Annotated in this window: 20 protein-coding genes; 13 read left to right on the top strand and 7 right to left on the bottom strand. The window is 75.6% G+C overall.

The genetic code is table 11. The features are described from left to right. The first annotated feature begins 204 nt into the window (after positions 1-204). Entirely contained in the window at positions 205-1,173 is a 969-nt protein-coding gene (locus tag ACH4SL_RS32160) for an ROK family protein (RefSeq protein WP_398452288.1), read from the top strand. Between the two features lie 81 nt (positions 1,174-1,254). On the opposite strand, the gene ACH4SL_RS32155 is transcribed toward ACH4SL_RS32160, so the two are convergent. Continuing rightward, complete coding sequence (locus ACH4SL_RS32155) at positions 1,255-2,694, bottom strand: MFS transporter (protein WP_398452286.1); 1,440 nt, start codon at positions 2,692-2,694, stop codon at positions 1,255-1,257. Between the two features lie 140 nt (positions 2,695-2,834). Between ACH4SL_RS32155 and ACH4SL_RS32150 the strand changes: the two genes are divergently transcribed. Next, positions 2,835-3,410: a winged helix-turn-helix transcriptional regulator gene (locus tag ACH4SL_RS32150; protein ID WP_398452284.1), complete on the top strand. Its 576-nt coding sequence runs from the start codon at positions 2,835-2,837 to the stop codon at positions 3,408-3,410. A 23-nt stretch (positions 3,411-3,433) separates the two neighbouring features. Further along, positions 3,434-4,531: an NUDIX domain-containing protein gene (locus ACH4SL_RS32145; RefSeq protein ID WP_398452281.1), complete on the top strand. Its 1,098-nt coding sequence runs from the start codon at positions 3,434-3,436 to the stop codon at positions 4,529-4,531. Positions 4,532-4,599: 68 nt separating this feature from the next. On the opposite strand, the gene ACH4SL_RS32140 is transcribed toward ACH4SL_RS32145, so the two are convergent. Next, positions 4,600-5,961: a dipeptidase gene (locus ACH4SL_RS32140; protein ID WP_398452278.1), complete on the bottom strand. Its 1,362-nt coding sequence runs from the start codon at positions 5,959-5,961 to the stop codon at positions 4,600-4,602. Positions 5,962-6,115: 154 nt separating this feature from the next. On the opposite strand from ACH4SL_RS32140, the gene ACH4SL_RS32135 reads away from it, so the two are divergent. Further along, positions 6,116-7,375 carry a geranylgeranyl reductase family protein gene (locus ACH4SL_RS32135; protein ID WP_398452275.1) on the top strand — a complete coding sequence of 420 codons (1,260 nt, stop codon included), beginning with the start codon at positions 6,116-6,118 and terminating at the stop codon, positions 7,373-7,375. A gap of 100 nt (positions 7,376-7,475) precedes the next feature. On the opposite strand, the gene ACH4SL_RS32130 is transcribed toward ACH4SL_RS32135, so the two are convergent. Continuing rightward, on the bottom strand, positions 7,476-7,967 hold the full coding sequence (locus ACH4SL_RS32130) for a nitroreductase/quinone reductase family protein (RefSeq protein ID WP_398452270.1): 492 nt from the start codon (positions 7,965-7,967) through the stop codon (positions 7,476-7,478). A 175-nt stretch (positions 7,968-8,142) separates the two neighbouring features. Here ACH4SL_RS32130 and ACH4SL_RS32125 point away from each other — a divergent pair, with 175 nt between their 5' ends. From ACH4SL_RS32125 to ACH4SL_RS32115, 3 genes are read left to right on the top strand one after another with little or no spacing between them, the layout of a single operon-like run. Beyond that, positions 8,143-8,955 carry a TetR/AcrR family transcriptional regulator gene (locus ACH4SL_RS32125; protein WP_398452266.1) on the top strand — a complete coding sequence of 271 codons (813 nt, stop codon included), beginning with the start codon at positions 8,143-8,145 and terminating at the stop codon, positions 8,953-8,955. Positions 8,956-9,013: 58 nt separating this feature from the next. Next, entirely contained in the window at positions 9,014-10,330 is a 1,317-nt protein-coding gene (locus ACH4SL_RS32120) for a sensor histidine kinase (protein WP_398452262.1), read from the top strand. Further along, on the top strand, positions 10,327-10,992 hold the full coding sequence (locus tag ACH4SL_RS32115) for a response regulator (protein ID WP_398452259.1): 666 nt from the start codon (positions 10,327-10,329) through the stop codon (positions 10,990-10,992). The genes ACH4SL_RS32120 and ACH4SL_RS32115 overlap by 4 nt, the downstream gene beginning before the upstream one ends. 278 nt (positions 10,993-11,270) lie before the next feature. Here ACH4SL_RS32115 and ACH4SL_RS32110 read toward each other — a convergent pair whose 3' ends face one another. After that, positions 11,271-12,848 (bottom strand): MFS transporter, encoded by a 1,578-nt coding sequence (locus tag ACH4SL_RS32110; protein ID WP_398452256.1) that lies wholly within the window; start codon positions 12,846-12,848, stop codon positions 11,271-11,273. An 85-nt stretch (positions 12,849-12,933) separates the two neighbouring features. On the opposite strand from ACH4SL_RS32110, the gene ACH4SL_RS32105 reads away from it, so the two are divergent. Next, positions 12,934-13,335 (top strand): MarR family winged helix-turn-helix transcriptional regulator, encoded by a 402-nt coding sequence (locus tag ACH4SL_RS32105; RefSeq protein ID WP_398452254.1) that lies wholly within the window; start codon positions 12,934-12,936, stop codon positions 13,333-13,335. 84 nt (positions 13,336-13,419) lie between these two features. Here ACH4SL_RS32105 and ACH4SL_RS32100 read toward each other — a convergent pair whose 3' ends face one another. Then, a complete protein-coding gene (locus ACH4SL_RS32100) occupies positions 13,420-14,778 on the bottom strand; it encodes an MFS transporter (protein ID WP_398452251.1) in 1,359 nt (452 codons plus the stop codon). 17 nt (positions 14,779-14,795) lie between these two features. Here ACH4SL_RS32100 and ACH4SL_RS32095 point away from each other — a divergent pair, with 17 nt between their 5' ends. After that, on the top strand, positions 14,796-16,019 hold the full coding sequence (locus ACH4SL_RS32095) for an ROK family protein (protein ID WP_398452248.1): 1,224 nt from the start codon (positions 14,796-14,798) through the stop codon (positions 16,017-16,019). Between the two features lie 174 nt (positions 16,020-16,193). Then, complete coding sequence (locus ACH4SL_RS32090; protein ID WP_398452245.1) at positions 16,194-16,508, top strand: SHOCT domain-containing protein; 315 nt, start codon at positions 16,194-16,196, stop codon at positions 16,506-16,508. Between the two features lie 234 nt (positions 16,509-16,742). Here the strand turns inward: ACH4SL_RS32090 and ACH4SL_RS32085 are convergent, their stop codons facing one another. Together ACH4SL_RS32085 and ACH4SL_RS32080 are read right to left on the bottom strand one after the other, a co-directional pair. Then, positions 16,743-17,318, bottom strand: coding sequence for an ATP-binding protein (locus ACH4SL_RS32085; RefSeq protein ID WP_398452632.1), 576 nt, complete (start codon positions 17,316-17,318; stop codon positions 16,743-16,745). Positions 17,319-17,569: 251 nt separating this feature from the next. Continuing rightward, entirely contained in the window at positions 17,570-18,913 is a 1,344-nt protein-coding gene (locus tag ACH4SL_RS32080; protein WP_398452241.1) for a PLP-dependent aminotransferase family protein, read from the bottom strand. 133 nt (positions 18,914-19,046) lie between these two features. Here ACH4SL_RS32080 and ACH4SL_RS32075 point away from each other — a divergent pair, with 133 nt between their 5' ends. The 3 genes from ACH4SL_RS32075 (at position 19,047) to ACH4SL_RS32065 (ending at position 21,355) form a co-directional block, all read left to right on the top strand. Further along, positions 19,047-19,865 (top strand): alpha/beta fold hydrolase, encoded by an 819-nt coding sequence (locus ACH4SL_RS32075; protein WP_398452239.1) that lies wholly within the window; start codon positions 19,047-19,049, stop codon positions 19,863-19,865. A gap of 63 nt (positions 19,866-19,928) precedes the next feature. Further along, positions 19,929-20,687, top strand: coding sequence for a molybdopterin-dependent oxidoreductase (locus ACH4SL_RS32070; protein WP_398452237.1), 759 nt, complete (start codon positions 19,929-19,931; stop codon positions 20,685-20,687). Further along, positions 20,684-21,355: a cytochrome b/b6 domain-containing protein gene (locus ACH4SL_RS32065; RefSeq protein WP_398452234.1), complete on the top strand. Its 672-nt coding sequence runs from the start codon at positions 20,684-20,686 to the stop codon at positions 21,353-21,355. The genes ACH4SL_RS32070 and ACH4SL_RS32065 overlap by 4 nt, the downstream gene beginning before the upstream one ends. The last annotated feature ends 126 nt before the right edge of the window (positions 21,356-21,481 follow it).

Below are 21,481 nucleotides of genomic sequence, written 5' to 3'. Positions count from 1 at the left end.
ATTCCCTGCGGCAAGAGATGGACAACGTTGTCACGATCAGGCGAGACTACCCCCGGGGCCGCCGTTGCGGAACCCTGGCGGGCGGTCCGGCACGATCCGTCGTACCGGACCCGCGCCGCCCCGCACGGCACCCGCACAACCGCGGCGCCACCTCGCACGAGACCCTGTGCGACCCCGCACCACACCGAAGGAGACCCCGAAGCGATGCACCTGCACGGCGTGACCGGTCCACTCGTGGCCGCACTGGACATCGGCGGTACGAAAATCGCCGGGGCGCTCGTCGACACCGACGGCCGCCTGGTCACGCGGTCGCTGCGGCCGACGCCCCCCGGGGGCGACGGCGAGACGGTCATGCGGGCCGTCGCCGAGGTGGTCGGCGAGCTGCGCGCCGCCCCGCAGTGGGACGCGGCCGTCGCCGTCGGCATAGGCAGCGCGGGCCCGGTGGACGCCGTGCACGGCACCGTCAGCCCGGTCAACGTGCCCGGCTGGCGGGACTTCCCGCTCGTCCCCCGGGTCGCCGAGGCGGCCGGCGGGCTGCCGGTGGTGCTGGCCGGCGACGGGGTCGCGATGACCGCCGCCGAGCACTGGCAGGGCGCGGCACGCGGCTACGACAACGCGTTGTGCATGGTGGTGTCCACCGGGGTCGGCGGCGGGCTGGTGCTCGGCGGCACGCTGCTGCCCGGCCCGACCGGCAATGCCGGGCACATCGGGCACATCAGCGTCGACCTCGACGGCGACGCGTGCCCGTGCGGCTCGCGCGGCTGCGTCGAACGGCTGGCCAGCGGCCCCAACATCGCCCGCCGCGCGGTGGAGTCCGGCTGGACCCCGCCCGCGGGCGCCGCGCCGACGGCGGCGGCCGTCGGCGAGTCCGCGCGGGCCGGTGACCCGCTCGCGCTGGCGTCCTTCGACCGCGCCGCGCAGGCGCTCGCGGCCGGCATCGCCGCGACCGCGACGCTGGTGGAGATCCACGTCGCCGTCATCGGCGGCGGGGTGGCCGGTGCGGGCCCGGTGCTCTTCGACCCGCTGCGCGAGCACCTCGCGCGCTACGCGACGCTGTCCTTCGCCGCGGGTGTCGACGTCGTCCCGGCCAAGCTGGGCACGGACGCGGGCCTGGTCGGTGCGGCCGCCGCGGCGGCCCAGGGGCTGGGGCTGGCGGGCTTCGTCGGGGGCTGAGGCGTACGGCCGCCGCCGGGCCGGCGCCCCGCGCGGTATGCGGGGTGCCTGAGCCCGGCGCGCGCGGTGCGGCGGCCCGCCTCAGCCCGCGGCGCGGTCCGCGCGGCGGGCCAGCAGCAGGACGGCGGCGGCACCGGCCAGGCACGCGGCGGCGCTGAGCAGGAAGGCGTGGTTGCCGCCCGCGGCCAGTGCGGCGGCGGGGGAGGAGCCGTGCGCGGCGGCCACCACCGAGACGGTGAGCGCGACGCCGAGTGCGGAACCGACGTAGCGGGCCGTGTTGTTGGCGCCCGAGCCCATGGCGCTGCGGTCGGCCGGCACGCTGGAGACGGCGAGCCGGGCCAGCGCGGCGTTGAGGATGCCGCTGCCGATGCCCCCCACCGCCAGGGCCGGGAAGAGCCTGCCGTACGAGCCGCCGGTGTGCAGGCCGTACAGGCCCGCCTGGCCTGCCGCGGCGACGGTCAGCCCGAGCGCGGCCTGCGCGCCCGCGCTGAGGTACGGGGCAAGGCGGCGGGCGAGCAGGGCGGCCACCGCCGACAGGCCCGACCAGACCAGGAAGAGCATGCTGGTGGCGACCGCTCCGGTGCCGAGCACGCCCTCCACGATGGTCGGCAGATAGCTGAACACCCCGACCAGGGCGAGGCCGTTGACCAGTGCGGCGATGCCGGACGCGAGGAAGGCGGGGCTGCGCCACAGCGCCGGGTCCAGCATCGGTTCGGCCACCCGGCGCTCGACCGCGGCGAAGGCGGCGAGTGCCGCGGCGGCCACGGCGACCAGCACCAGTACCGCCGGGTGCAGCCAGCCGCCGCGGCTCTCGCCGAAGCCGGCCACGAGCGCGCCGACGCCCGCGCCGAGGGTGACCGCGCCCGCCGGGTCGAGTCGCCGGGGGCGGGCGGCGCGGGATTCGGGGACGGCGGCGGTGAGCGCCGCGACCGGCACCGACAGCAGTGCCAGGCCCCAGTAGAGCGAGCGCCATCCCCAGGCCTGCGTCAGCACCGCGGCGTAGACCGGGCCGACGGCCACCCCGGCGCCGATCATCGCGCCCCACAGGCCGAGCGCCCGTATCCGCCGGTGGCCCGCCGGGTGGGTGGCGGCGATCAGGCCGAGGCCCGAGGCCAGCACGGCGGCGCTGGCGGCGCCCTGGAGGATGCGGCCGGCCAGGAAGACGGCGGTGGTGGGTGCCGCGGCCGCCAGCACGGTGGCCAGCAGGAGCAGGACGGCCCCCGCGGCGAAGGTGCGCCGCCGGCCGCGCGCGTCGGCGGTGCTGCCCATCGTCAGCAGCAGGGCGGCGAGGCCGACGGGGGTGCCGGTGAGCATCCAGGTCTGGGCGACGGGACCGGAGTGCAGGCCCTGGGCGGTGGCGGCGAGCGTGGTGGCGGGGGCGGTGAAGGCCATCAGCGTCACGAGGGTGCCGAGGTTGACGGTCAGCAGGGTCAGCCCGGCGCCGGGGGCGTCGGCGGCGCCGTCCGGGCCGTGCGGCGCGTACGGGGAGGTGGGAGCGGCGGGTGCGGCCTGGGCGTTCATGGGGTTCCTCCGCGGGTGCGGTCGGTCCGTGGGGTGCCGTTGCAGGGTGAGTTTCGTCATTGAACTCACCGTCGGGCGGCAGCCTAGCACGTGAGTCTGTTCACTGAACCTTTGATGGCGGACGGCGGTAGGCTGGCCCCATGGCACTCGGTACGGACTACGCCAAGCAGGACTGCTCCCTCGCCCGCGCCCTGGAGATCGTCGGGGAGCGCTGGAGCCTGCTGATCCTGCGGGACGCCTTCTACGGCGTGCGGCGGTTCAACGACTTCCTGGTCCACCTGGACATCCCGCGGGCCGTGCTCACCGCGCGGCTGGCGGCGCTGACGGACGCCGGGGTGCTGCGCAAGGTCGCCTACCAGCAGGCGCCGCCGCGCTACGACTACGTCCTGACCGACGCCGGGATCCGCCTGTGGCCGCCGCTGCACGCGCTGATCCGGTGGGGCGGCGAGTACGCGACCGACGGGGCGCCGTCCCGGACCTTCCACCACGCCGCCTGCGGCACCCGGCTCGACATGACCGGCGGCTGCCCGCACTGCGGGCTCGCCCAGGTGGCCCCGGGCGACGTCGAGATGCGCACGCCCGCCCCCGACGGCCGCCCGCGCCGCTCCGACCCGGTCGCCGCCGCGATGGCCGCCCCCCACCGGCTGCTGCGCCCGCTGCGCGGGGCAGCGGGTGCGGACGCGTTTGCCGGTGCCGATGATCCGGGCAATTCGTAGGGGTCGACGGAGAAGGGGGCACCGTGATCATCTGGGTGAACGGGGCGTTCGGCGCGGGCAAGAGCGCCGCCGCGCGCGAACTGCTCGACCTCATACCGGAAAGCACCCTGTACGACCCCGACGTCCTCGCGGGCTGCCTGCGGCAACTGCTGCCCGAGAAGCGGCTCCAGGAGGTCACCGACTACCAGGAACTCACTCTCTGGCGGCGGCTGGTGACGGAGGCGGCGGCCGGGCTGCTCGCCGAGGTCGGCGGGGTGCTCGTGGTGCCGATGGCGCTGCTGAGGCAGGAGTACCGGGACGAGATCTTCGGCCGTCTGGCGGCGCGCGGGATCGAGGTCAGACATTTCGTGCTGGATCCCGGAGAAACGATCCTGCGTCATCGCATCGCCGCCCGTACCGGGCACCGGGACCCTACCGGCACCGCGGACCGCGCGGACGACCCGCACGGCCCGGACGACCCGCGTGCGGCGGACCCTTCACCGGCCGACGAGGCGGCCTGCCGCTGGGCGCTGGAACGCGTGCCCGACTACCTCGACGCGCTGCCCTGGCTCACCCGGGACGCGCACGTGCTGGCCACCGCCGGCCTGACGCCGCGGCAGACCGCGCTGCGGATCGCCGAAGCGCTCGCCCGGGGCGAGGGCGCGTGCGGGATCGTCCAGACACCCGAGCCGCGGGCCGAGACGGTCGCCGCCGGAGTGCTCCTCTTCGACGACGCCGACCGGGTGCTGCTGGTCGACCCCACCTACAAATCGGGCTGGGAATTCCCCGGCGGGATCGTCGAGCGCGGCGAGTCACCGGCCGCAGCCGGGCACCGCGAGGTCGCCGAGGAACTCGGCATCGAGCTGACCGGCAGCCTGGAACTCCTCGTCGTCGACTGGGAACCCCCGCACCCCGCCGGGCACGGCGGGCTGCGGCTGATCTTCGACGGCGGACGCATGCCCACCGCCGACATCGGCCGGCTGCTGCTGCCCCCGGCCGAGCTGCGCGACTGGCGCTTCGTCACCGAGGACGAGGCCGCGGGCCTGCTGCCGCCCGTCCGGCTCGACCGGCTGCGCTGGGCCCTGCGCGCCCGCGAACAGGGCCGCCCGCTCAACCTCGAAGCCGGCCACCCCGCGCAGTGACCCCGCGGTGTCACCGGCCCCCCTGCCCCAGCGTCCGCAGGAGGCAAGGGGGCCGGGGCCCGCTGCGGCTACGACGCCTTCGAGGCCGCGTAGCGCTGCAGGAAGACCGCCTCGGTGAGCGACAGCCGCTCCAGCTCCTGCGGCGACACGCTCTCGTTGACCGCGTGGATTTGGGCCTCCGGCTCGCTCAGCCCAATCAGCAGGATCTCCGCCTGCGGATAGAGCGTCGCGAGCGTGTTGCACAGCGGGATCGAACCGCCCTGCCCCGCAATGGCCATCTCCTGCCCGTACGCCTCGCGCATCGCCTCGGCCATCGCCGTGTACGCCGGGCTGCTCGTGTCGGCCTGGAAGGGCTGGCCGCTGCCGCAGTGCTTCACCTCGACCTGGGCTCCCCACGGGGCGGCCGCCCGCAGGTGCTCCTCCAGCGCCGTCGCGGCGTGCTCCGCCGTCATGCCGGGGGGCACCCGCACGCTCACCCGGGCACCGGCGGTGGCCTGCACCGACGGGGTCGCGCCGACGACCGCGGGGGCGTCGATGCCCATCACCGTCACCGAGGGCCGGGCCCAGAGCCGGTCGGCGACCGTGCCCGTACCGACCAGCCCGACGCCGTCGAGCACCTTGGCGTCCCGCCGGAAGTCCTCCTCCGGGTATTCCAGGCCCGCCCAGGTGCCCGAGCCGTCCAGGCCGGCGACCGTGGTCGCGCCGGACGCGTCGCGCAGCGAGTCGAGCATGCGGATCAGCGCCGCCAGCGCGTCCGGCGCCGCGCCGCCGAACTGGCCCGAGTGCAGGTTGCCTTCGAGCGTGGCCACCCGGACCTCCAGCTGCGCCATGCCGCGCAGCACCGAGGTGACCGTCGGCAGCCCGACCCGGAAGTTGCCCGCGTCGCCGATCACGATCGCGTCCGCGGTCAGCAGCTCCGGGTGCGCCTCGGCGTAGCGCTCCAGCCCGCCGGTGCCCTGCTCCTCCGAACCCTCCGCGATCACCTTGACGGTGACCGGCACCCCGCCCTGCGCGGCGAGCGCCCGCAGCGCCGTCAGATGCATGAGCACCCCGCCCTTGCAGTCGGCGGCGCCCCGGCCGTACCACCGCCCGTCGCGCTCGGTCAGCTCGAACGGCGGTGTCAGCCACGCCGATTCGTCCAGCGGCGGCTGCACGTCGTAATGCGCGTAGAGCAGCACCGTGGGGGCGCCCTCCGGGCCGGGCAGCAGGCCGTAGACCGACTGCGTGCCGTCCGGGGTGTCCAGCAGCGCCACGTCCTGGAAGCCCTCGCCGCGCAGTGCCGCCGCCACCCAGGCCGCCGCCTTCTCGCTCTCGCTGCGCGGGTACTGGCGCTCGTCGGCCACCGAGGCGAAGGACACCAGCTCCGCCAGCTCGGTACGCGCGCGGGGCATCAGCGAGGCCACGGTCTCGGACAGCGGAACGGACGGCATGGGCTGCTCCTCGTAGGAATCGGCGGGTCGCGGCGCTCGGTGGTGCACACGACGGTCGCTGCCGATGGTGCCACAGCAAGTCCGGTCCGGCGGGCGCAATAGGATGCCCTGAGCAGGGGTGACGACGGACGGGCCGAGCGGGAGCGGATCAGACGTGAGCGGTGAGCAGGCGGCGCAGGACAGCGCAGCGCAGGACGGGGAGACGCCGGGGGTCTGGGACGTCGTGGTGATCGGCGCGGGCCCCGCCGGAGCGTCGGCGGCGCACGCGGCGGCGGTCACCGGGCGGCGCGTCCTGCTGCTGGAGAAAGCCGAACTCCCCAGGTACAAGACCTGCGGCGGCGGCCTCATCGGCCCCTCGCGGGACGCACTGCCGCCCGGCTTCGATCTCCCGCTGCGCGAGCGGGTGCACGCGGTCACCTTCAGCCTCAACGGCCGCCGGACCAGGACCAAGCGCTCACGGCAGATGCTCTTCGGCCTCGTCAACCGCCCGGAGTTCGACGCCGCGCTCGTCGACGCCGCCCGCGAGGCGGGCGCCGAGGTGCGCACCGGGGTGACCGTCTCCCGGGTCGAGCAGCACGGCCCCGGGGTGCCGGACCGGCGCACGGTCGCGGTCGTCGTGAGCGCGAGCGGCAGCGGCGGTGCCTCCGGCAAGCGGGACGAGGAGATCGTCTACGCCCGCGCGGTCATCGGCGCCGACGGCAGCGCCAGCCGGATAGGAGCACACGTCGGCGTCAAGCTCGACCAGGTCGACCTCGGCCTGGAGGCGGAGATCCCCGTCCCGCCCGCCGTGGCGGAGGACTGGGCCGGCCGGGTGCTGATCGACTGGGGCCCGCTGCCCGGCAGTTACGGCTGGGTCTTCCCCAAGGGGGACTCCCTCACCGTCGGAGTGATCTCGGCCCGCGGCGACGGCGGTGCCACCAAGCGCTACCTGGACGACTTCATCGCCCGGCTCGGGCTCGCCGGATTCGAGCCCAGCGTCTCCACCGGGCACCTCACCCGCTGCCGCGCCGACGACTCACCGCTCTCCCGCGGCCGGGTGCTGGTCTGCGGTGACGCGGCCGGGCTGCTGGAGCCCTGGACGCGCGAGGGCATCTCCTACGCGCTGCGCTCCGGCCGGCTCGCGGGGGAGTGGGCCGTACGCATCGCCGAGGCGCACGACGCGGTGGACGCCCGGCGGCAGGCGCTCAACTACGCCTTCGCCGTCAAGGCGGGCCTCGGCGTCGAGATGGGCGTCGGACGCCGGCTGCTCGGCGTCTTCGAGCAGCGGCCGGGGCTCTTCCACACGGCGCTGACCACCTTCCCGCCGGCCTGGCGGGCGTTCGCGGGCATCACCAGCGGCAAGCGGTCGCTCGCCGAGATCGTCCGCACCCACCCCGTCGCCCGGCGCGCGCTGGACAGCCTCGGCCGCGCCTGACCGCCGGCCGCGGGCGGCCGCTCCCCTGGGACGGCCGCCCGGACGGCGGCGCGGGCCACCCCGCCGCACCCTTTCCGCGCGCTCCCGCACTTCCGCGCCCTCACGCGCCGGCACCCGCACCCGCGCCCGTACGCTCACCCGGTTCGGTGACGCGGAACACCGGGTGCCTGGGGGCTATCGCGCGCAGCTGCTCGTCCGTCGAATCCGGGCCGACGCCGTCGAAGAAGACCCCGACCTCCGCCTTCCAGCGCTTGAGGTAGGCGCGCAGCACCGGCACCTTCTCGTCGTCACCGATCTCCACCGCGCCGAACGCCTCCGCCTTCCTGCCGAGGCGCAGCTCGCCGCCGTCCGCCGCCCGCATGTTGTGCGTCCACTGCACATGCCCGCGCGGGGCGACCAGATAGCGCTTGCCCTCCAGCGTCAGCACGTTGACCGGGGTCGTCCGCCACTCGCCGCTCTTGCGGCCCTTGACTGCCAGGACCCGTGAGCCCCAGACGCTCAGCCCGCGGCGGGTCAGGAACGCGACCGCGCGGTTGACGACGTTCACGGTGATCCAGCCGGGCTTGCGGACGTGCAGGGCCTGCTCGGACATGTCGGCCACTCCTTCTGCTCTGTCGTTCCTGTCGCCCGCTCCCCATGTGTGAGCGGTGCTCTCGCTTGAGAACAGTGTGCTCCCCGGCCGCCCCGGAAAGCAAGAGCACCGCTCTCGTTTCTTTTCGGCGGTCGCGTTTGTGGTCATCGCTCTCGCTTGATGGCACACTGGGGGGATGAGTGCCATCAAGGGAGCCAGGGAAAGGGCCAGGGCCGAGATCACCGAGGCGATCAAGGAGGAGGCGAGCAGCCAGCTCGCCGCCCACGGGTCGTCCGGGCTTTCGCTGCGTGCCGTCGCGCGGGAGCTGGGGATGGCGTCCTCCGCCCTCTACCGCTACTTCCCCTCCCGGGACGACCTGCTCACCGCTCTCATCATCGACGCGTACGACGCGGTCGGCGAGGCGGCGGAGCGGGCGCTCGCCCGGGCCGACGCGGACGCCCGGGACCGCGCCGCCGCGGCGGTGGTCGCCGGGGTGAAGGCGCAGGGCGCCGGACCGGCCGACCGCTGGCAGGCGGTCTGCTGCGCGGTCCGCGACTGGGCGGTCGCGCATCCGCAGGAGTACGCCCTGATCTACGGCTCGCCGGTGCCCGGGTACGCCGCGCCGCAGACCACCGTGGGCCCCGCCTCCCGGGTGCCGCTCGCCCTCGTCTCCGTCGTGCGCGACGCCCACGCCGCCGGGCTGCTCGGCGAGCCCGTCGGCCGCCCGCTCGCCGGACCCGTGGCGGCCGACGCCCGCCGGCTCGCCGCGGAACTCGCGCCCGAGCTGCCGACAGCCGTGGTGGCCGCGTTGGTCGCCGTCTGGGCCCAGCTCTTCGGGATCGTCAGTTTCGAGCTGTTCGGGCAGTTCAACCGGGTGGTCGAGGCGCGCGGCCCGTTCTTCGAGCAGGCCGCCGCCGCGCTCGGCGCCCAGGTCGGGCTGGCGCCCGCCGCCGCTTCCGGCGAGCCGGCCCTCGCCGCGGCGGCCCGAGACGTACTCCCCGGGGAGTAGCCGCACCGCCCCCGCGCAGCGGACGCCGCCCCCGGTCCCCGCGGTCTAGCGTGGTCGCATGACGTACGAGGTGCACCCGGGGCCGCCGCGCGGCGGGCACGGGCCCGCGTCCGCTCGGGAGCGCCGCCGCGGTGCGCTGTCGCTGTGGCTCCCGGTCGTGCTGCTGGCCTTTCTCCAGACCGCCGGTTCCGGCGCGGCCGGGCGGCACCAGTCCGTACGCGTCGACCTCGACCGGCTCGGCTACCTGCTGCTGCTGGCGGGCCCCGCGCTGCTGCTGCTGCGTCGCCGCGCGCCCGTCCCCGTCGCCGCGGGCGTCGCCGTGGTCACGCTGCTCTACGTCGTGCTCGGCTATCCGTACGGGCCGGTCTTCGCGAGCCTCGTCGTGGCGTTCTTCAGCGCGGTGGCCGCCGGGCACCGCAAGGGCGTGCTGGTCGTGGCGGGTAGCGCTTTCGCCGCCCACGCGCTCGTCGTGCTGTGGCTCTACCGCTGGCTGCCGCCCTCCGGCGACACCCGGGCGTCGTGGACGGAGGTCTCGGGTGTCGCCGCCTGGCTGGCGGCGGTGCTGGCCGCGGCCGAGCTCTTCCGGGTGCGGCGCGAGCGGATCGCCCGCGAGCGGCGGGAGCGGGCCGAGGCCGAGCGGCGCCGGGCGGACGAGGAGCGGCTGCGGATCGCGCAGGAGCTGCACGACGTGCTGGCGCACAGCATCTCGCTGATCAACGTCCAGGCCGGTGTCGCCCTGGCGCTCATGGACGAGCGGCCCGAGCAGGCGCGTACCGCGCTGACCACCATCAAGGCGGCGAGCAAGGAGGCCCTGGGGGAGGTGCGCCAGGTGCTGGGCGCGCTGCGCACCCCGGGCAGCGAGGCGCCGCGCGCGCCCGCCCCCGGGCTGGACCGGCTGCCCGAACTGGTCGAGCAGGCCACCGCGGCCGGGCTGCGGGCCGAGGTGTCCGTCGAGGGGGAGCGGGTCGGGCTGCCGCCCGGCGCCGACCTCGCCGCCTTCCGTATCGTCCAGGAGGCGCTGACCAACGTGGTGCGGCACTCCGGTGCGCGCACCGCCCGGGTCCACCTCGCCTACCGGCCCGGCCTGCTGCAGGTCCAGGTGGACGACGACGGCCCCGCCTCCGCGGGCGGCGGAGCGGGCGGTGGGACAGGCGGAGAGACCGGTGGCGGCAACGGCCTGGTCGGCATGCGCGAGCGTGCCGCCGCGCTGGGCGGCACGGTCGAGACGGGCCCGCGCCCCGACGGCGGCTTCCGGGTCCGCGCCCGCCTCCCGCTCGGCGGCCAAGCCGTGGCCGGGGAGCCTGCCGGCCCTGGCGGCCCGGCCGAGGACGCCACCGACCGCGCGGCCGGGCCGGCCGCCGAGGAGCGTTCATGATCCGCGTCGTGCTGGCCGACGACCAGATGCTGGTGCGGGCCGGTTTCCGGGCGCTGCTCGACGCCCAGGCCGACATCGAGGTGGTGGGGGAGGCCGCGGACGGCCGGGAGGCGCTGCACGTCGTGCGCGAACTGCGGCCCGACGCCGTTCTGATGGACATCCGCATGCCGCTGATGGACGGCCTCGCGGCGACCCGCGACATCACCGGCGACGCGGCGCTGGCGGACGTGAAGGTCGTCGTCCTGACCACCTTCGAGCTGGACGAATACGTCTTCGAGGCGATCCGCTCGGGCGCGTCGGGCTTCCTGGTCAAGGACACCGAGCCGGCCGAACTGCTGCGCGCCGTGCGCGCGGTGGTGGCCGGTGACGCGCTGCTCTCGCCGGGTGTGACGCGGCGCCTGATCGCCGAATTCGCCGCCCGGTCGAAGGAGCCCGCGGCCGCGGGCGCGCTCGACGGGCTCACCGACCGCGAGCGCGAGGTCATGGCGCTGGTCGGCATCGGCCTGTCCAACGAGGAGATCGCGCGCCGCCTGGTCGTCAGCCCGCTCACGGCGAAGACGCACGTCAGCCGGGCCATGGTCAAGCTCGGCGCCCGCGACCGCGCCCAACTGGTCGTCCTGGCCTACGAATCCGGCCTGGTCCGCCCCGGCTGGCTCGGCTGATCCCGCCCCACGAGCCCCGCGAGCCCGCGGGCCCTTCCGCGCAGAGGCCGCGAGCCCCGGCGTCCGTGCCGCCGCGGAGCCCGGCCCGCGCGTCCGGCCCGCAAGCCCGGGGCGCGATGCCCCCCGCGTCCTCGCCGCCACGAAGCCCAGCCCCCGAATCAGTTCGCAAGCCCGGCCCGCGAACCCCGCACCGGAGCGCGCCACCGGCCCCGCGCGCCTTCGCGCGCGGGGCCGGTGGCCGGTCGCGTGCCCGCCCCCGTACCGCGGGCACGCCGCGTTCAGGCGCGGACGGGGCCGTCGCCGTCGGTGCGGGACGCGCCCGCGGACGCCACCGCGTCGTGCTCGGTGGCCTCCCGCTCCGCGGCGGCCTGCCGTGCCCGTTCGTCGCCCTCGGACGAGGCGACGAGGATGCCGTACGACGGGCGCCGCCTGCGCAGACCGGTCAGGGTGAGCAGCAGGCCGACGAAGCCGATGACGGTGACGACCCACAGCGCGGGGCGGTAGCTGTCCAGCACCGCCTGCTTGCTGCCGGCCGCGGCGCCGGAGGTGTCGGTGTTGGCGGTGACCACCGCCGTCACCACAGCGAGGAAGATCGCACCGCCGACCTGGAAGGACGTGTTGAGCAGGCCGGAGACCATGCCCTGCTCGTGGTCCTTGACGCCGTTGGTGGCCTGGATGTTGAGCGCGGGGAAGGCCGTGGCGAAGGCCCCGCCGAGCAGCAGCATCGAGGGCAGGATGACGGCGGCGTAGCTCGGGTGCAGGTCGATGCGCAGGAAGAGCACGTAGCCGATGACGAGCGACACGAAGCCGAACGCGGTCACCCTCGGGGTGCCGAACCGGTCGACGACCGGGCCCATCCGGGTGGAGAGGATCGCCACCAGCGAGCCGGCGGGCAGGAAGGCCAGCGCGGTCTGCATGGCGCTGTAGCCGAGCACGTTCTGCAGGTATTGGGTGACCAGGAACTGGAAGCCGACGTAGGAGCCGAAGAAGGTCGCGGCCCCCAGGTTGGCCCGCACCTGCGTGGACGAGCGGAGCACGGCGAGCCGGATCAGCGGTGAGGAGGAGCGGTTCTCGATGGCGGTGAAGGCCGCGAGCAGCACCGCGACGACGGCGAAGGAGCCCAGGGTGCGGGCCGACGTCCAGCCGGCGCTGGAGGCGGAGACGACGGTGAAGACCAGCAGCAGCATCGACGCGGTGCCGGTCACCGCGCCCGGCAGGTCGTAGCCGCGGCCCTGCGTGCTCTCCCGCGGGGTGCGCGGGATCAGCTTGAGGCCGGCGATCAGGGCGATCACCGCGACCGGTGCGGGCAGCAGCATCGTCCAGCGCCAGCCGGCCTCGGTGAGGAAGCCGGAGAGCACCAGGCCCATGGAGAAGCCGGTCGCGCCGCAGCTGGAGTAGATCGTCAGGGCGCGGTTGCGGATGGGGCCCTCGGCGAAGCTGGTGGTGATGATCGACAGGCCCGCGGGAGCGGTGAAGGCGGCGCTCAGGCCCTTCACGAAGCGGGTGGCGATGAGCAGCGAGCCGGAGTCGACGAGGCCGCCGAGCAGTGAGGCGACGGCGAAGACGCCGAGCGCGACCAGGAAGACCCGGCGCCTGCCGAGCAGGTCGGCCGCGCGGCCACCGAGCAGCAGCAGGCCGCCGTATCCGAGGATGTAGCCGCTGACGACCCACTGCAGCGAGGTGGTCGACAGGTTCAGTTCCGAGCCGATGGAGGGGAGGGCCACGCCGACCATCGAGACGTCGAGGGCGTCGAGGAAGAGCGCGGCGCACAGCACGAGGAGCGTGCCCCATTGGAGGGCGCTCCATCTGTCCTGCGCGCGGGGGACGGTGGTGGACGTGGCGGACGGAGAGGTCATGATCGGTAGATTACATGCAAGCGCATGAGATGCAAGCGCATTTAATTACCGTGCATCGGGGTCCGTTTCCTGCTACCCTGCGGGCATGGCAGTGGACAAGGACGAGCGTGCGCTGGAGCGCGAATGGCGGGAGATCCTCGCCATCCACGCCCGCACGGCCTGCGAACTGGACCGCGAACTGACCCAGTACGGTCTGTGCGCGAGCGACTTCGAGGTGCTCGACGTGCTCTCCGGAGGCCCGGAGGACGGCGGCTGCACCTTCCGCGTGCAGGAGCTGGCCGACCGCGTCCACCTCAGTCAGAGCGCGCTGTCCCGGCTGGTGGCCAGGCTGGAGAAGGAAGGCCTGGTCGACCGCGGCATCTGCTCGGAGGACCGCCGCGGCGTCTACGTCGCGATCACCGACAGCGGCCGCGCGCGCCACGCCCAGGCCCGCCCCGGCCATCGCGCCGTCCTGGAGCGGATGCTCCCGAAGCACGCCGAGGCGTAAGGCCCCCCGTTCCGCGTCCCCGCCGTACGCGTACGAGCCCCGCAGGCCGCCGGCCCGCGGGGCTCATGCATGCGCCCGGAGCCGTCAGGCCTCCGTACGGCCCAGGTTGCGCACCGAGTACGCCAGCACGGCCGCGACTGCGCCCAGCGCCGACACGGTCGTGAGGGCGACCGGCAGCCCCACCGCGTCGGTGAGGAAGCCGATGGTCGGCGGGCCCAGCAGCAGCCCGCCGTAGCCGAAGGTGGACGCGGCGGCGACGCCGCCCGGGCCGGTCAGGGCGCCCGCGCGGGCGATCGTGGTCGGGAAGGTGTTGGAGAGCCCGAGCCCGGTGAGCGCGAAGCCGAGGACGACCAGCGGCAGCAGCGGGGCCAGCGCGGCGAGCAGCATGCCGCCCGCGGCGAGCAGCCCGCCCAGCACCAGCACCCGGGTCTGGCCGAACCGCAGCAGCAGGGTCGTGCCGGACAGCCGGCCGAGGGTCATCGCCAGGGTCACCGCGGCGTATCCGGCGGCGGCCACGCCGGGGCCGCGGTGCAGGTCCTGCTGGACGTGCAGCGGGCCCCACTCGGCGAGCGCCCCCTCGCCGTAGGACGAGCAGGCCGCGATCAGGCCGAAGAGCGCGACCAGCAGCCCCGGATGGCGTGCGGTGACGGACGCGGGGGTCCCGCCGCCCGGCATCGTTTCCGGCGAGGTCGGCCGGGGGGCCTGCGCGGCCTGCGCCGGGATCTGCTCGGCCGCCGTGGTCGGTGCGGTCGGTGCGGCCGCCGTGGAGGCCCGAGCCGCCTGCGGCGGGATCCGCTCGGGCGGCGGCTGGAGCCTGGTGCCCAGCAGGATGCGGCCGGTCAGCAGCGCGGTGACCAGGCCGAGTGGGGTGAGCAGTGCCAGGTGGACGGCCGGTGACAGATGCGGCGCCAGCAGCCCGCCGAGGCCCGCGCCGACGAGCCCGCCGCAGCTGTAGGCGGCGTGGAAGGACGACATGACCGGGCGGCGCAGTGCGGTCACGAGGTCCACGGCGAGGCTGTTCATGGCGACGTTCAGACCGCCGTACGCTATGCCGAACACCAGCAGGACCAGGCCGAGGGTCAGTGCCGAGTGGGTCTGCGGCGGCAGGGCGATGCTCAGCGACAGCATGATCGCGGTGCCGACGGTGACGCGGTCGCTGCCGAAGCGGCGGCAGAGCCGTCCGGTGAGCACCATGGTGGCCACCGCGCCCGCCGACACGCCGAGCAGCGCCAGCCCGAGCTGGCTCGCGGAGGCGCCGGTCTGGGCTTTGATGGCGGGAATGCGGACGACCCAGCCCGCGAAGAGGAAGCCGTCGACCGCGAAGAAGACGGTCAGGGCGATGCGCAGCCGGCGCAGGGCGGGATCGGTGGTCGGGGTACGGGGAGGTCGGGACGGTCGGGAAGATCGACTCAGGGCCGTCCCTATTTTGTTCAGTGTCGGCACAAAGTGAGAATAGGGGGGTGACACAGATTCGGACAAGGCTGGAGCGGGGCCGTGGAGCACTCGGCCCCGCGCTCGCGCTCGTGCACACCGGCCGCGCGGCGACCCGCGCACTGCTCACCGCGGAGCTGGGGGTGACCAGGGCCACGGCGGGAGCGGTCGCCGCCGAACTGGAAGCGCTGGGGCTGATCCGGGTGGACACCCGGCCCAACGGCCCGGCGGGCGCGCAGGGCCGCCCCTCGCACCGGCTGGACGTCGCGCCCGGTGGGCCGGTCGCGCTCGCCGCGCAGGTGCACGCCGACGGCTTCCGCGCCGCCCTCGTGGGGCTCGGCGGCGAGATCGTGGCGACGGCGCCGGGCTCCATGACCGTGCCGGCCGACGCCGCACACGTGCTGGGCGCGGTCGTCGAGGCGGGCGCCGGACTGCTGCGGGAGTCCGGACGGGTGTGCGTCGGGGCGGGCCTCGCGGTGCCGTCCGCGATCGCCGAGCCCGAAGGCCTCGCGCTCAACCCGCTGCATCTGTCCTGGCCCGCCGGTACGCAGGTCGCCGAGGTCTTCGCCGGGCAGATCGCCGAGGTGGGCATCCTGGGCCCGGACGGCGGGCCGGTCCCGTCCTTCATCGGCAACGACGTCAACGTCGCCGCGCTCGCCGAGCACCGGCACGGCGCCGGACGCGGCGCCCAGCACCTGCTGGTGGTCGCCTCCGGACACCGCGGCGTCGGCGGCGCGCTGGTGCTGGACGGCCGCCTGCACACCGGGAGTTCGGGCCTCGCGCTGGAGGTCGGCCACCTCACGGTGCGGCCCGACGGGCGGCCCTGCTACTGCGGCAGCCGCGGCTGCCTGGACGTCGAGGCCGATCCGCTGGCCTTCCTGGAGGCCGCCGGGCGGACCCCGGGCCCCGAGGTGTCGCTGCTCGACCAGAGCGCGGCCCTGCTCCGTACGGAGTACGCCGACCCCGCCGTCAGGGCCGCCGCGCTGCTGATGATCGACCGGCTCGGGCGCGGTCTCGCCGGGCTCGTCAACGTCCTCAACCCGGACCGCATCCTGCTCGGCGGGCTGCACCGCCACCTGCTGGACGCCGCCCCGGAGGCGCTGCGCGCGGTCGTCGCCGACCACAGCCTGTGGGGCCGCAGCGGCAGCGTGCCCGTGCTGGCCTGCGCGCTGGACCACAACAGCCTGGTCGGCGCCGCCGAACTGGCCTGGCAGCCGGTGCTGGACGACCCGCTGGCCGTCCTCGGCGGCTGACCCCGGCGCGGGGGGCGGGGGTCCCGCCCCCCCCCGCGCGGGTGCCGGGCGCTTCGCGGCGTACTCCCCGCGGAGCAGCCGCGGTGCCGCCGGCCGTACGACGATTTCCGCGGCCGGAGAAGCGAGCCTCGGTGGTGTCGGGAGAACCCGGCAGGACAGAGGAGCTGACAGACGATGGACACCCTGGCGTGGCACGACGGCGGGCCCGGCCCGTGGATCCTCTTCTTCCCCCTGATCTGGGTGTTCGCGGTGGCCGCCGTGGTCACCGTGCTGCGCCGCACGGCGTGGCGCGGACGTGGCGCCCCGTGGCGGCAGTTCGGGCCGCCCTCGGTGGGCGGCGGCAGCGAGCACAGCCCGCTGGCGGTGCTCGGCCGGCGCTTCGCCTCCGGCGAGATCGACGAGGAGGAGTACTGGCGCCGCATGTCGGTGCTGGAAGAGCACTTCGCCCGCGGCCCGCGTGACCGGAGCAGCGGTAAGGACGGTGCCTGACGGCCGGCACGGCCACCGCTCACCTCGGGTGCCGCCTCCACCGGCGGCGCCGGGCTCAGTCCCCGGCTCGCCCCGGCAGCGGCGGGGCTGCCCGAGGTCGGGGACGGGGCTGGACAACCTGCGGGCCGTCGGGGCCGCGTGGCGGGCGTGGACGTCGGGCGCCGCCTCCCCATGCGCGGGGGAGGCGGCGCCCGGTGCGCGGGGGCCGGCGCCCACACCGGCGGCCCCGCGCGGTCAGGCCGCCGCAGCGACAGCGGCCGGTTCGGGGACGGTGCCGGTGACGGGCACGGTGACGGGTTCCAGGGCCGGCTCCGGAAGCGGCTCGGCCATGGCGCGCTCGAACGGTACGGAGTTGCGGACCGGCAGCATCGTCGGCACCGCGACCGGGGTGCGCAGCACGAACCACACGACCTTGCCCGCGTCCCCCGGCAGCAGATCGGTGCCCCACGTGTCGCTCAGCGCCTCGACCATGGTCAGGCCGCGCCCGGTGGTGGCCATCGGCTCCACGGGCCGCAGCTGCGGCAGCCGCGGGTCGCTGTCGGTGACGGCCACGGTCAGCCGGTCGTCGGCGAGGGTCAGCCGGACGCCGCACTTCTTGTCGGGCCGGGCGTGCCGGTGCACATTGGCCAGCAGTTCGCTGGTGGCGCTCGCGGCGGGCTGGATCAGCGGATCGAGCCGCCAGTAGCGCAGCTGCGCGGCCACGATGCGGCGGATCTGCTGGATCCGGTACGGGTGCGCGTCCAGTTCGAGGACGCACTCGCGGGGTGTTCGGTGGGTCGGGTCGGTCCGGTCGGTCTGGTCCGCTTGCATGATCACGGCTGCGACTCCCTCCGCGGCTGGGACGGTCCCGCACATGCGGGCGCCGGCCGTACGCCGCTCCGATGGGAACAGTTGAGCGGAACTGCGTAGAGTGACTGCTTCAGCACTCCGTGATGCGATATCAGCGTCACCCGATGTGGGGAATCTCGCAACTTGTCGCGCGTCGCGTCGCTGACCTGCCGGTTCGGCGGGCGGGCGGACGCCGGTGGGGGCTCAGGTGCCGCCGACCGGCGGGGGAGCGCTCACTCCGGCCCGAGGTCGTCCGGGCCGGTCCGCACCAGCTCGGCCAGCGTGTCGAGGGCCCGGCGCAGCACCGGCGGCGGGGGAGAGGCCAGCCCGACGCGCACCGCGGCCGGCGTGCTGTGCGAGCCCACCACGAAGGAGGCCGCGGGCGTCACCGCGATGCCGCGCCGGGCGGCGGCGGCCACGTAGGTGTCGGCCCGCCACGGCGGCGGCAGCTCCAGCCAGCAGAAGTACGAGCACGGGCCGGACCGGACCGCGAGCCCCGCCAGCGCCTCCGCTGCCAGCTCGCCGCGCAGCGCCGCGTCCTCCCGCTTGGCCGCGCTCAGGGCCGCGGCGGTGCCGTCGCCGATCCACCCGGTCGCCGCGGCCAGCGCGTACCCGGCGCTCGTCCAGCCGCCGGAGCGCAGCGCGGCCGACACCCGAGCGGTGAGCGCCGCCGGGGTCGCCGCGAAGCCGACCGTCAGACCCGGCGCGAGGCGTTTGGAGAGGCTGTCGACCAGCACGACCCGCTCCGGCGCGTACGCGGCCAGCGGCGGGGCCGCATCCGGCCGCAGGAAGGCCCAGATCGCGTCCTCCACGGCGGGCAGCCCCGACTCCCGCAGCGCCGCCGCCAGTTCGGCCCGCCGCCCGGCCCCCATGGTGGTGCCCAGCGGGTTGTGCAGCGTCGGCTGGACGTAGAGCCCGCCGAGCGGCGCGGCCCGGTGCGCGGCGAGCAGCGCGCCGGGCAGCAGCCCCTCCGCGTCGCACTCCAGCGGCACCAGGGTCACTCCGAGCCGCGCCGCGACGGCCTTGACCACCGGATACGTCAGCGCCTCGACGCCCAGCCGCCCGCCGGGGCGCACCAGCGCGGCCACGCACGCGGCGATCGCCTGCCGCCCGTTGCCGGCGAAGAGGATGCCCGCCGGGTCCGGCGCCCAGCCCGGCCGGGCGAGCAGCTCCGCCGCCGCGGCGCGCGCCGCGGCCGTACCGCCCGCCCCGGACGGACCCAGCGCGGCGCCCAGCACGTCGGGCCTCGCCAGCCGGGCGAGCCCGGCCGCCAGCAGCTCCGGCTGGCCGCGCGTGACGGGGTAGTTGAGCTCCAGGTCGACGCGGGCGGTGCCCGGCTCGGCGAGCGCCGGGTCGGCCGCGGGCGGCGCGGCCCGCACGAAGGTGCCGCGCCCCACCTCGCCGACGACCAGGCCCCGCCGTGTCAGCTCGGCGTACACCCGGCTCGCCGTCGACTCGGCGACGCCGTACCGCCGGGCGAACGCCCGCTGCGTCGGCAGCCGGTCGCCGGGGCGCAGCCGCCCCGCCGCGATCCGAGCCGCGACCGTGTCGGCCACCTGCCGGAAATCCCGCGCCATGCCCGCTCCCCGCCCGCCCGTGCCACCCGTCGGGGCACCGGCACATTGCTCCGACATCAAAGCCGGTCATTGCTCCGCTGATTGCCCTCTGCCTAGCATCGGACCAGCAACCACCACAAGGGGGAAACCGCAGGTGAACACGGCTTTCGTCAACGGCATCAGCATGACCTACGGCGACACGGGCGGCGACGGCTGCGCCCTGCTGCTGATCCACGGACACCCCTTCGACCGCACCATGTGGGCACCGCAGCAGGACGCCGCCCCCGGCCACCGGGTCGTCACCCCCGACCTGCGCGGCTACGGCGGCAGCCAGGTCGTCCCCGGCAGCACCCCGCTCGGCACCTTCGCCCGTGACCTCGCGGCACTGCTCGACCACCTCGAAATCCACGAAGCGGTGGTGTGCGGGCTGTCGATGGGAGGTCAGATCGCCCTGGAATTCCACCGGCGCTTCCCGCGACGCGTCGCCGGACTCGTCCTCGCCGACACCTTCGCGCAGGCCGACACCGAGGAGGGCCGGCAGGAGCGGTACGCCCGCGCCGACCGGCTGGAGCGCGAGGGGACGGCCCCGTACGCCCGCGAGGTGCTCGGCTCGATGGTCTGCCCCGGGACGCTCGCGCGGCGGCCGGAAGTCGCGGACCACGTGCTCGGCATGATGCTCGCCGCCCCGCCGCAGGGCGCCGCCGCCGCGCTGCGCGGCCGGGCCGAACGCCCCGACTACACCGCCTCCCTCGCCGGGATCGCGGTGCCCGCCCTGGTCGTCGTCGGCCGCGAGGACGTCTTCACCCCCGTCCGCGACGCGGAGTTCCTGCACCGGCACATCCCCGGCGCGACCCTCACCGTCGTCGAGGACGCGGGCCACATGCCCAACCTGGAGCGCCCCGACGCCTTCAACGAAGCCCTCGTCCGGCTGCTGGCCCGGGTGCCGCAGGCCCGGCGGCCCGCCCGGAGATGACGGAAGTCTGACGGCCCGCCGGGGGCCCTGGCCAGACGGCCGCCGGCGTGCTCGAATCGACCCATGGACGACCGCACGCCGCCACCGGACACACCTCCCGGCCCCGGAGCCGAGGAGGGCCGCGGCAGCCCCGTGGGGCGGCGCACGGTGTTCGGCATGCTCGGGCTCGGCGTCGCCGGGGTCGCCGTCGGCGGCGCGGTGCAGGACCGGCTCGACTCGGTCCTGGCGTCGGTGAGCGCCAAGGACCCCACCGGGGTGACCTCGCTGCTGCCCGGCGGCGGCGGATTCCGCTTCTACTCGGTCTCCAACTCCGTGCCGCACCGCGGCGAGAGCGACTACCGCCTCACCCTCGGCGGCCTGGTCGACCGCCCCGCCCAATTCCGGCTCGCCGACCTGCGCGCCCTGCCGCAGACCCGGCTGGTGCGCGACGTGCAGTGCGTCACCGGCTGGCGGGTGCCGCACACCGCCTTCTCCGGGGTGCGGCTGTCGACCCTGCTGGACGCCGCCGGGGTGCGCTCCGGCGGCACAGCCGTCCGCTTCACCTGCTTCGACGGCGTCTACACCGAGAGCCTGACGCTGGAGCAGGCCCGCCGCGCCGACGTGCTGGTGGCGCTGACCATGGACGACAAGCCCGTCAGCGCCGCCCACGGCGGCCCGGTCCGGCTCTACGTGGCGCCGATGTACTTCTACAAGTCCGCGAAGTGGCTGTCCGGCATCACCGTCACCAAGGACGTCCGGCCCGGCTACTGGGAGCACTACGGCTACGACGTCGACGGCTGGGTGGGCAAGTCCAACGGCCGCCGCGACGACCCCACCTCATGACCGCCGTGACCCCGCGCCCGAAGCCCGCCCGCGCCACCGGGCTGCGCCGCTTCACCCGCGCCGAGACCTGGGTGCACCGCTCGGTCACCTGGCTGATGGGCGTGTGCGTCGCCACCGGCGCGTGCCTGTACCTGCCGCAGCTCGCCGAGATCGTCGGGCGCCGCCGGCTCCTGGTCACCGTGCACGAGTACTCCGGGATCGCCGTGCCGCTGCCCGTGCTGCTGGGCCTGGCCTCGCGCGCCTTCCGCGCCGACACCGGCCGCCTCGGCCGCTTCTTCCCGCACGACTGGCGCTGGCTGCGCGTCGCACTGCGCCACCGCAGGCGCGAGCCCAGCCTCGCGGGCAAGTTCAACGCGGGCCAGAAGCTCTACGCGGCCTTCGCGACCGGGGCGCTGCTGGTCATGGCGGGCACGGGGGTGGTCATGTGGTTCCCGCGGCTGGCCCCGCTGGTCTGGCGCACCGGCTCCACCTTCGTGCACGACTGGCTCGCGCTGGCCTTCGCCGCCGTCATCGCCGGGCACGTGTGGTTCGCGCTGCAGGACCCGGAGGCCCGCCGGGGCCTGCGCACCGGATACGTACCGCGCTGGTGGGCGCGCGAGGAGCACCCGCTGTGGCGGCCTCCCGACGAGCAGGAGCCCACCGGGCAGGAGCCCGCGGACGCCCCCTGACCGCCCGCACCGAGCCGCCGCGGACATCAACTCCCCGTATTTTCGCGGCAGTTCTGTTACGTCCAGGACACCCCTCGGTCGCCCGCAGGCCACCGCCCTTTCCCGCCCCGCGCCTAGCGTCACGGC

This window comes from Streptomyces sp. NPDC021020, from assembly GCF_044333285.1.
Lineage (GTDB): Bacteria > Actinomycetota > Actinomycetes > Streptomycetales > Streptomycetaceae > Actinacidiphila.
The sequence above is the reverse complement of the archived record's forward strand: the minus strand, read 5'-3'. Positions and strand labels throughout refer to the sequence as shown.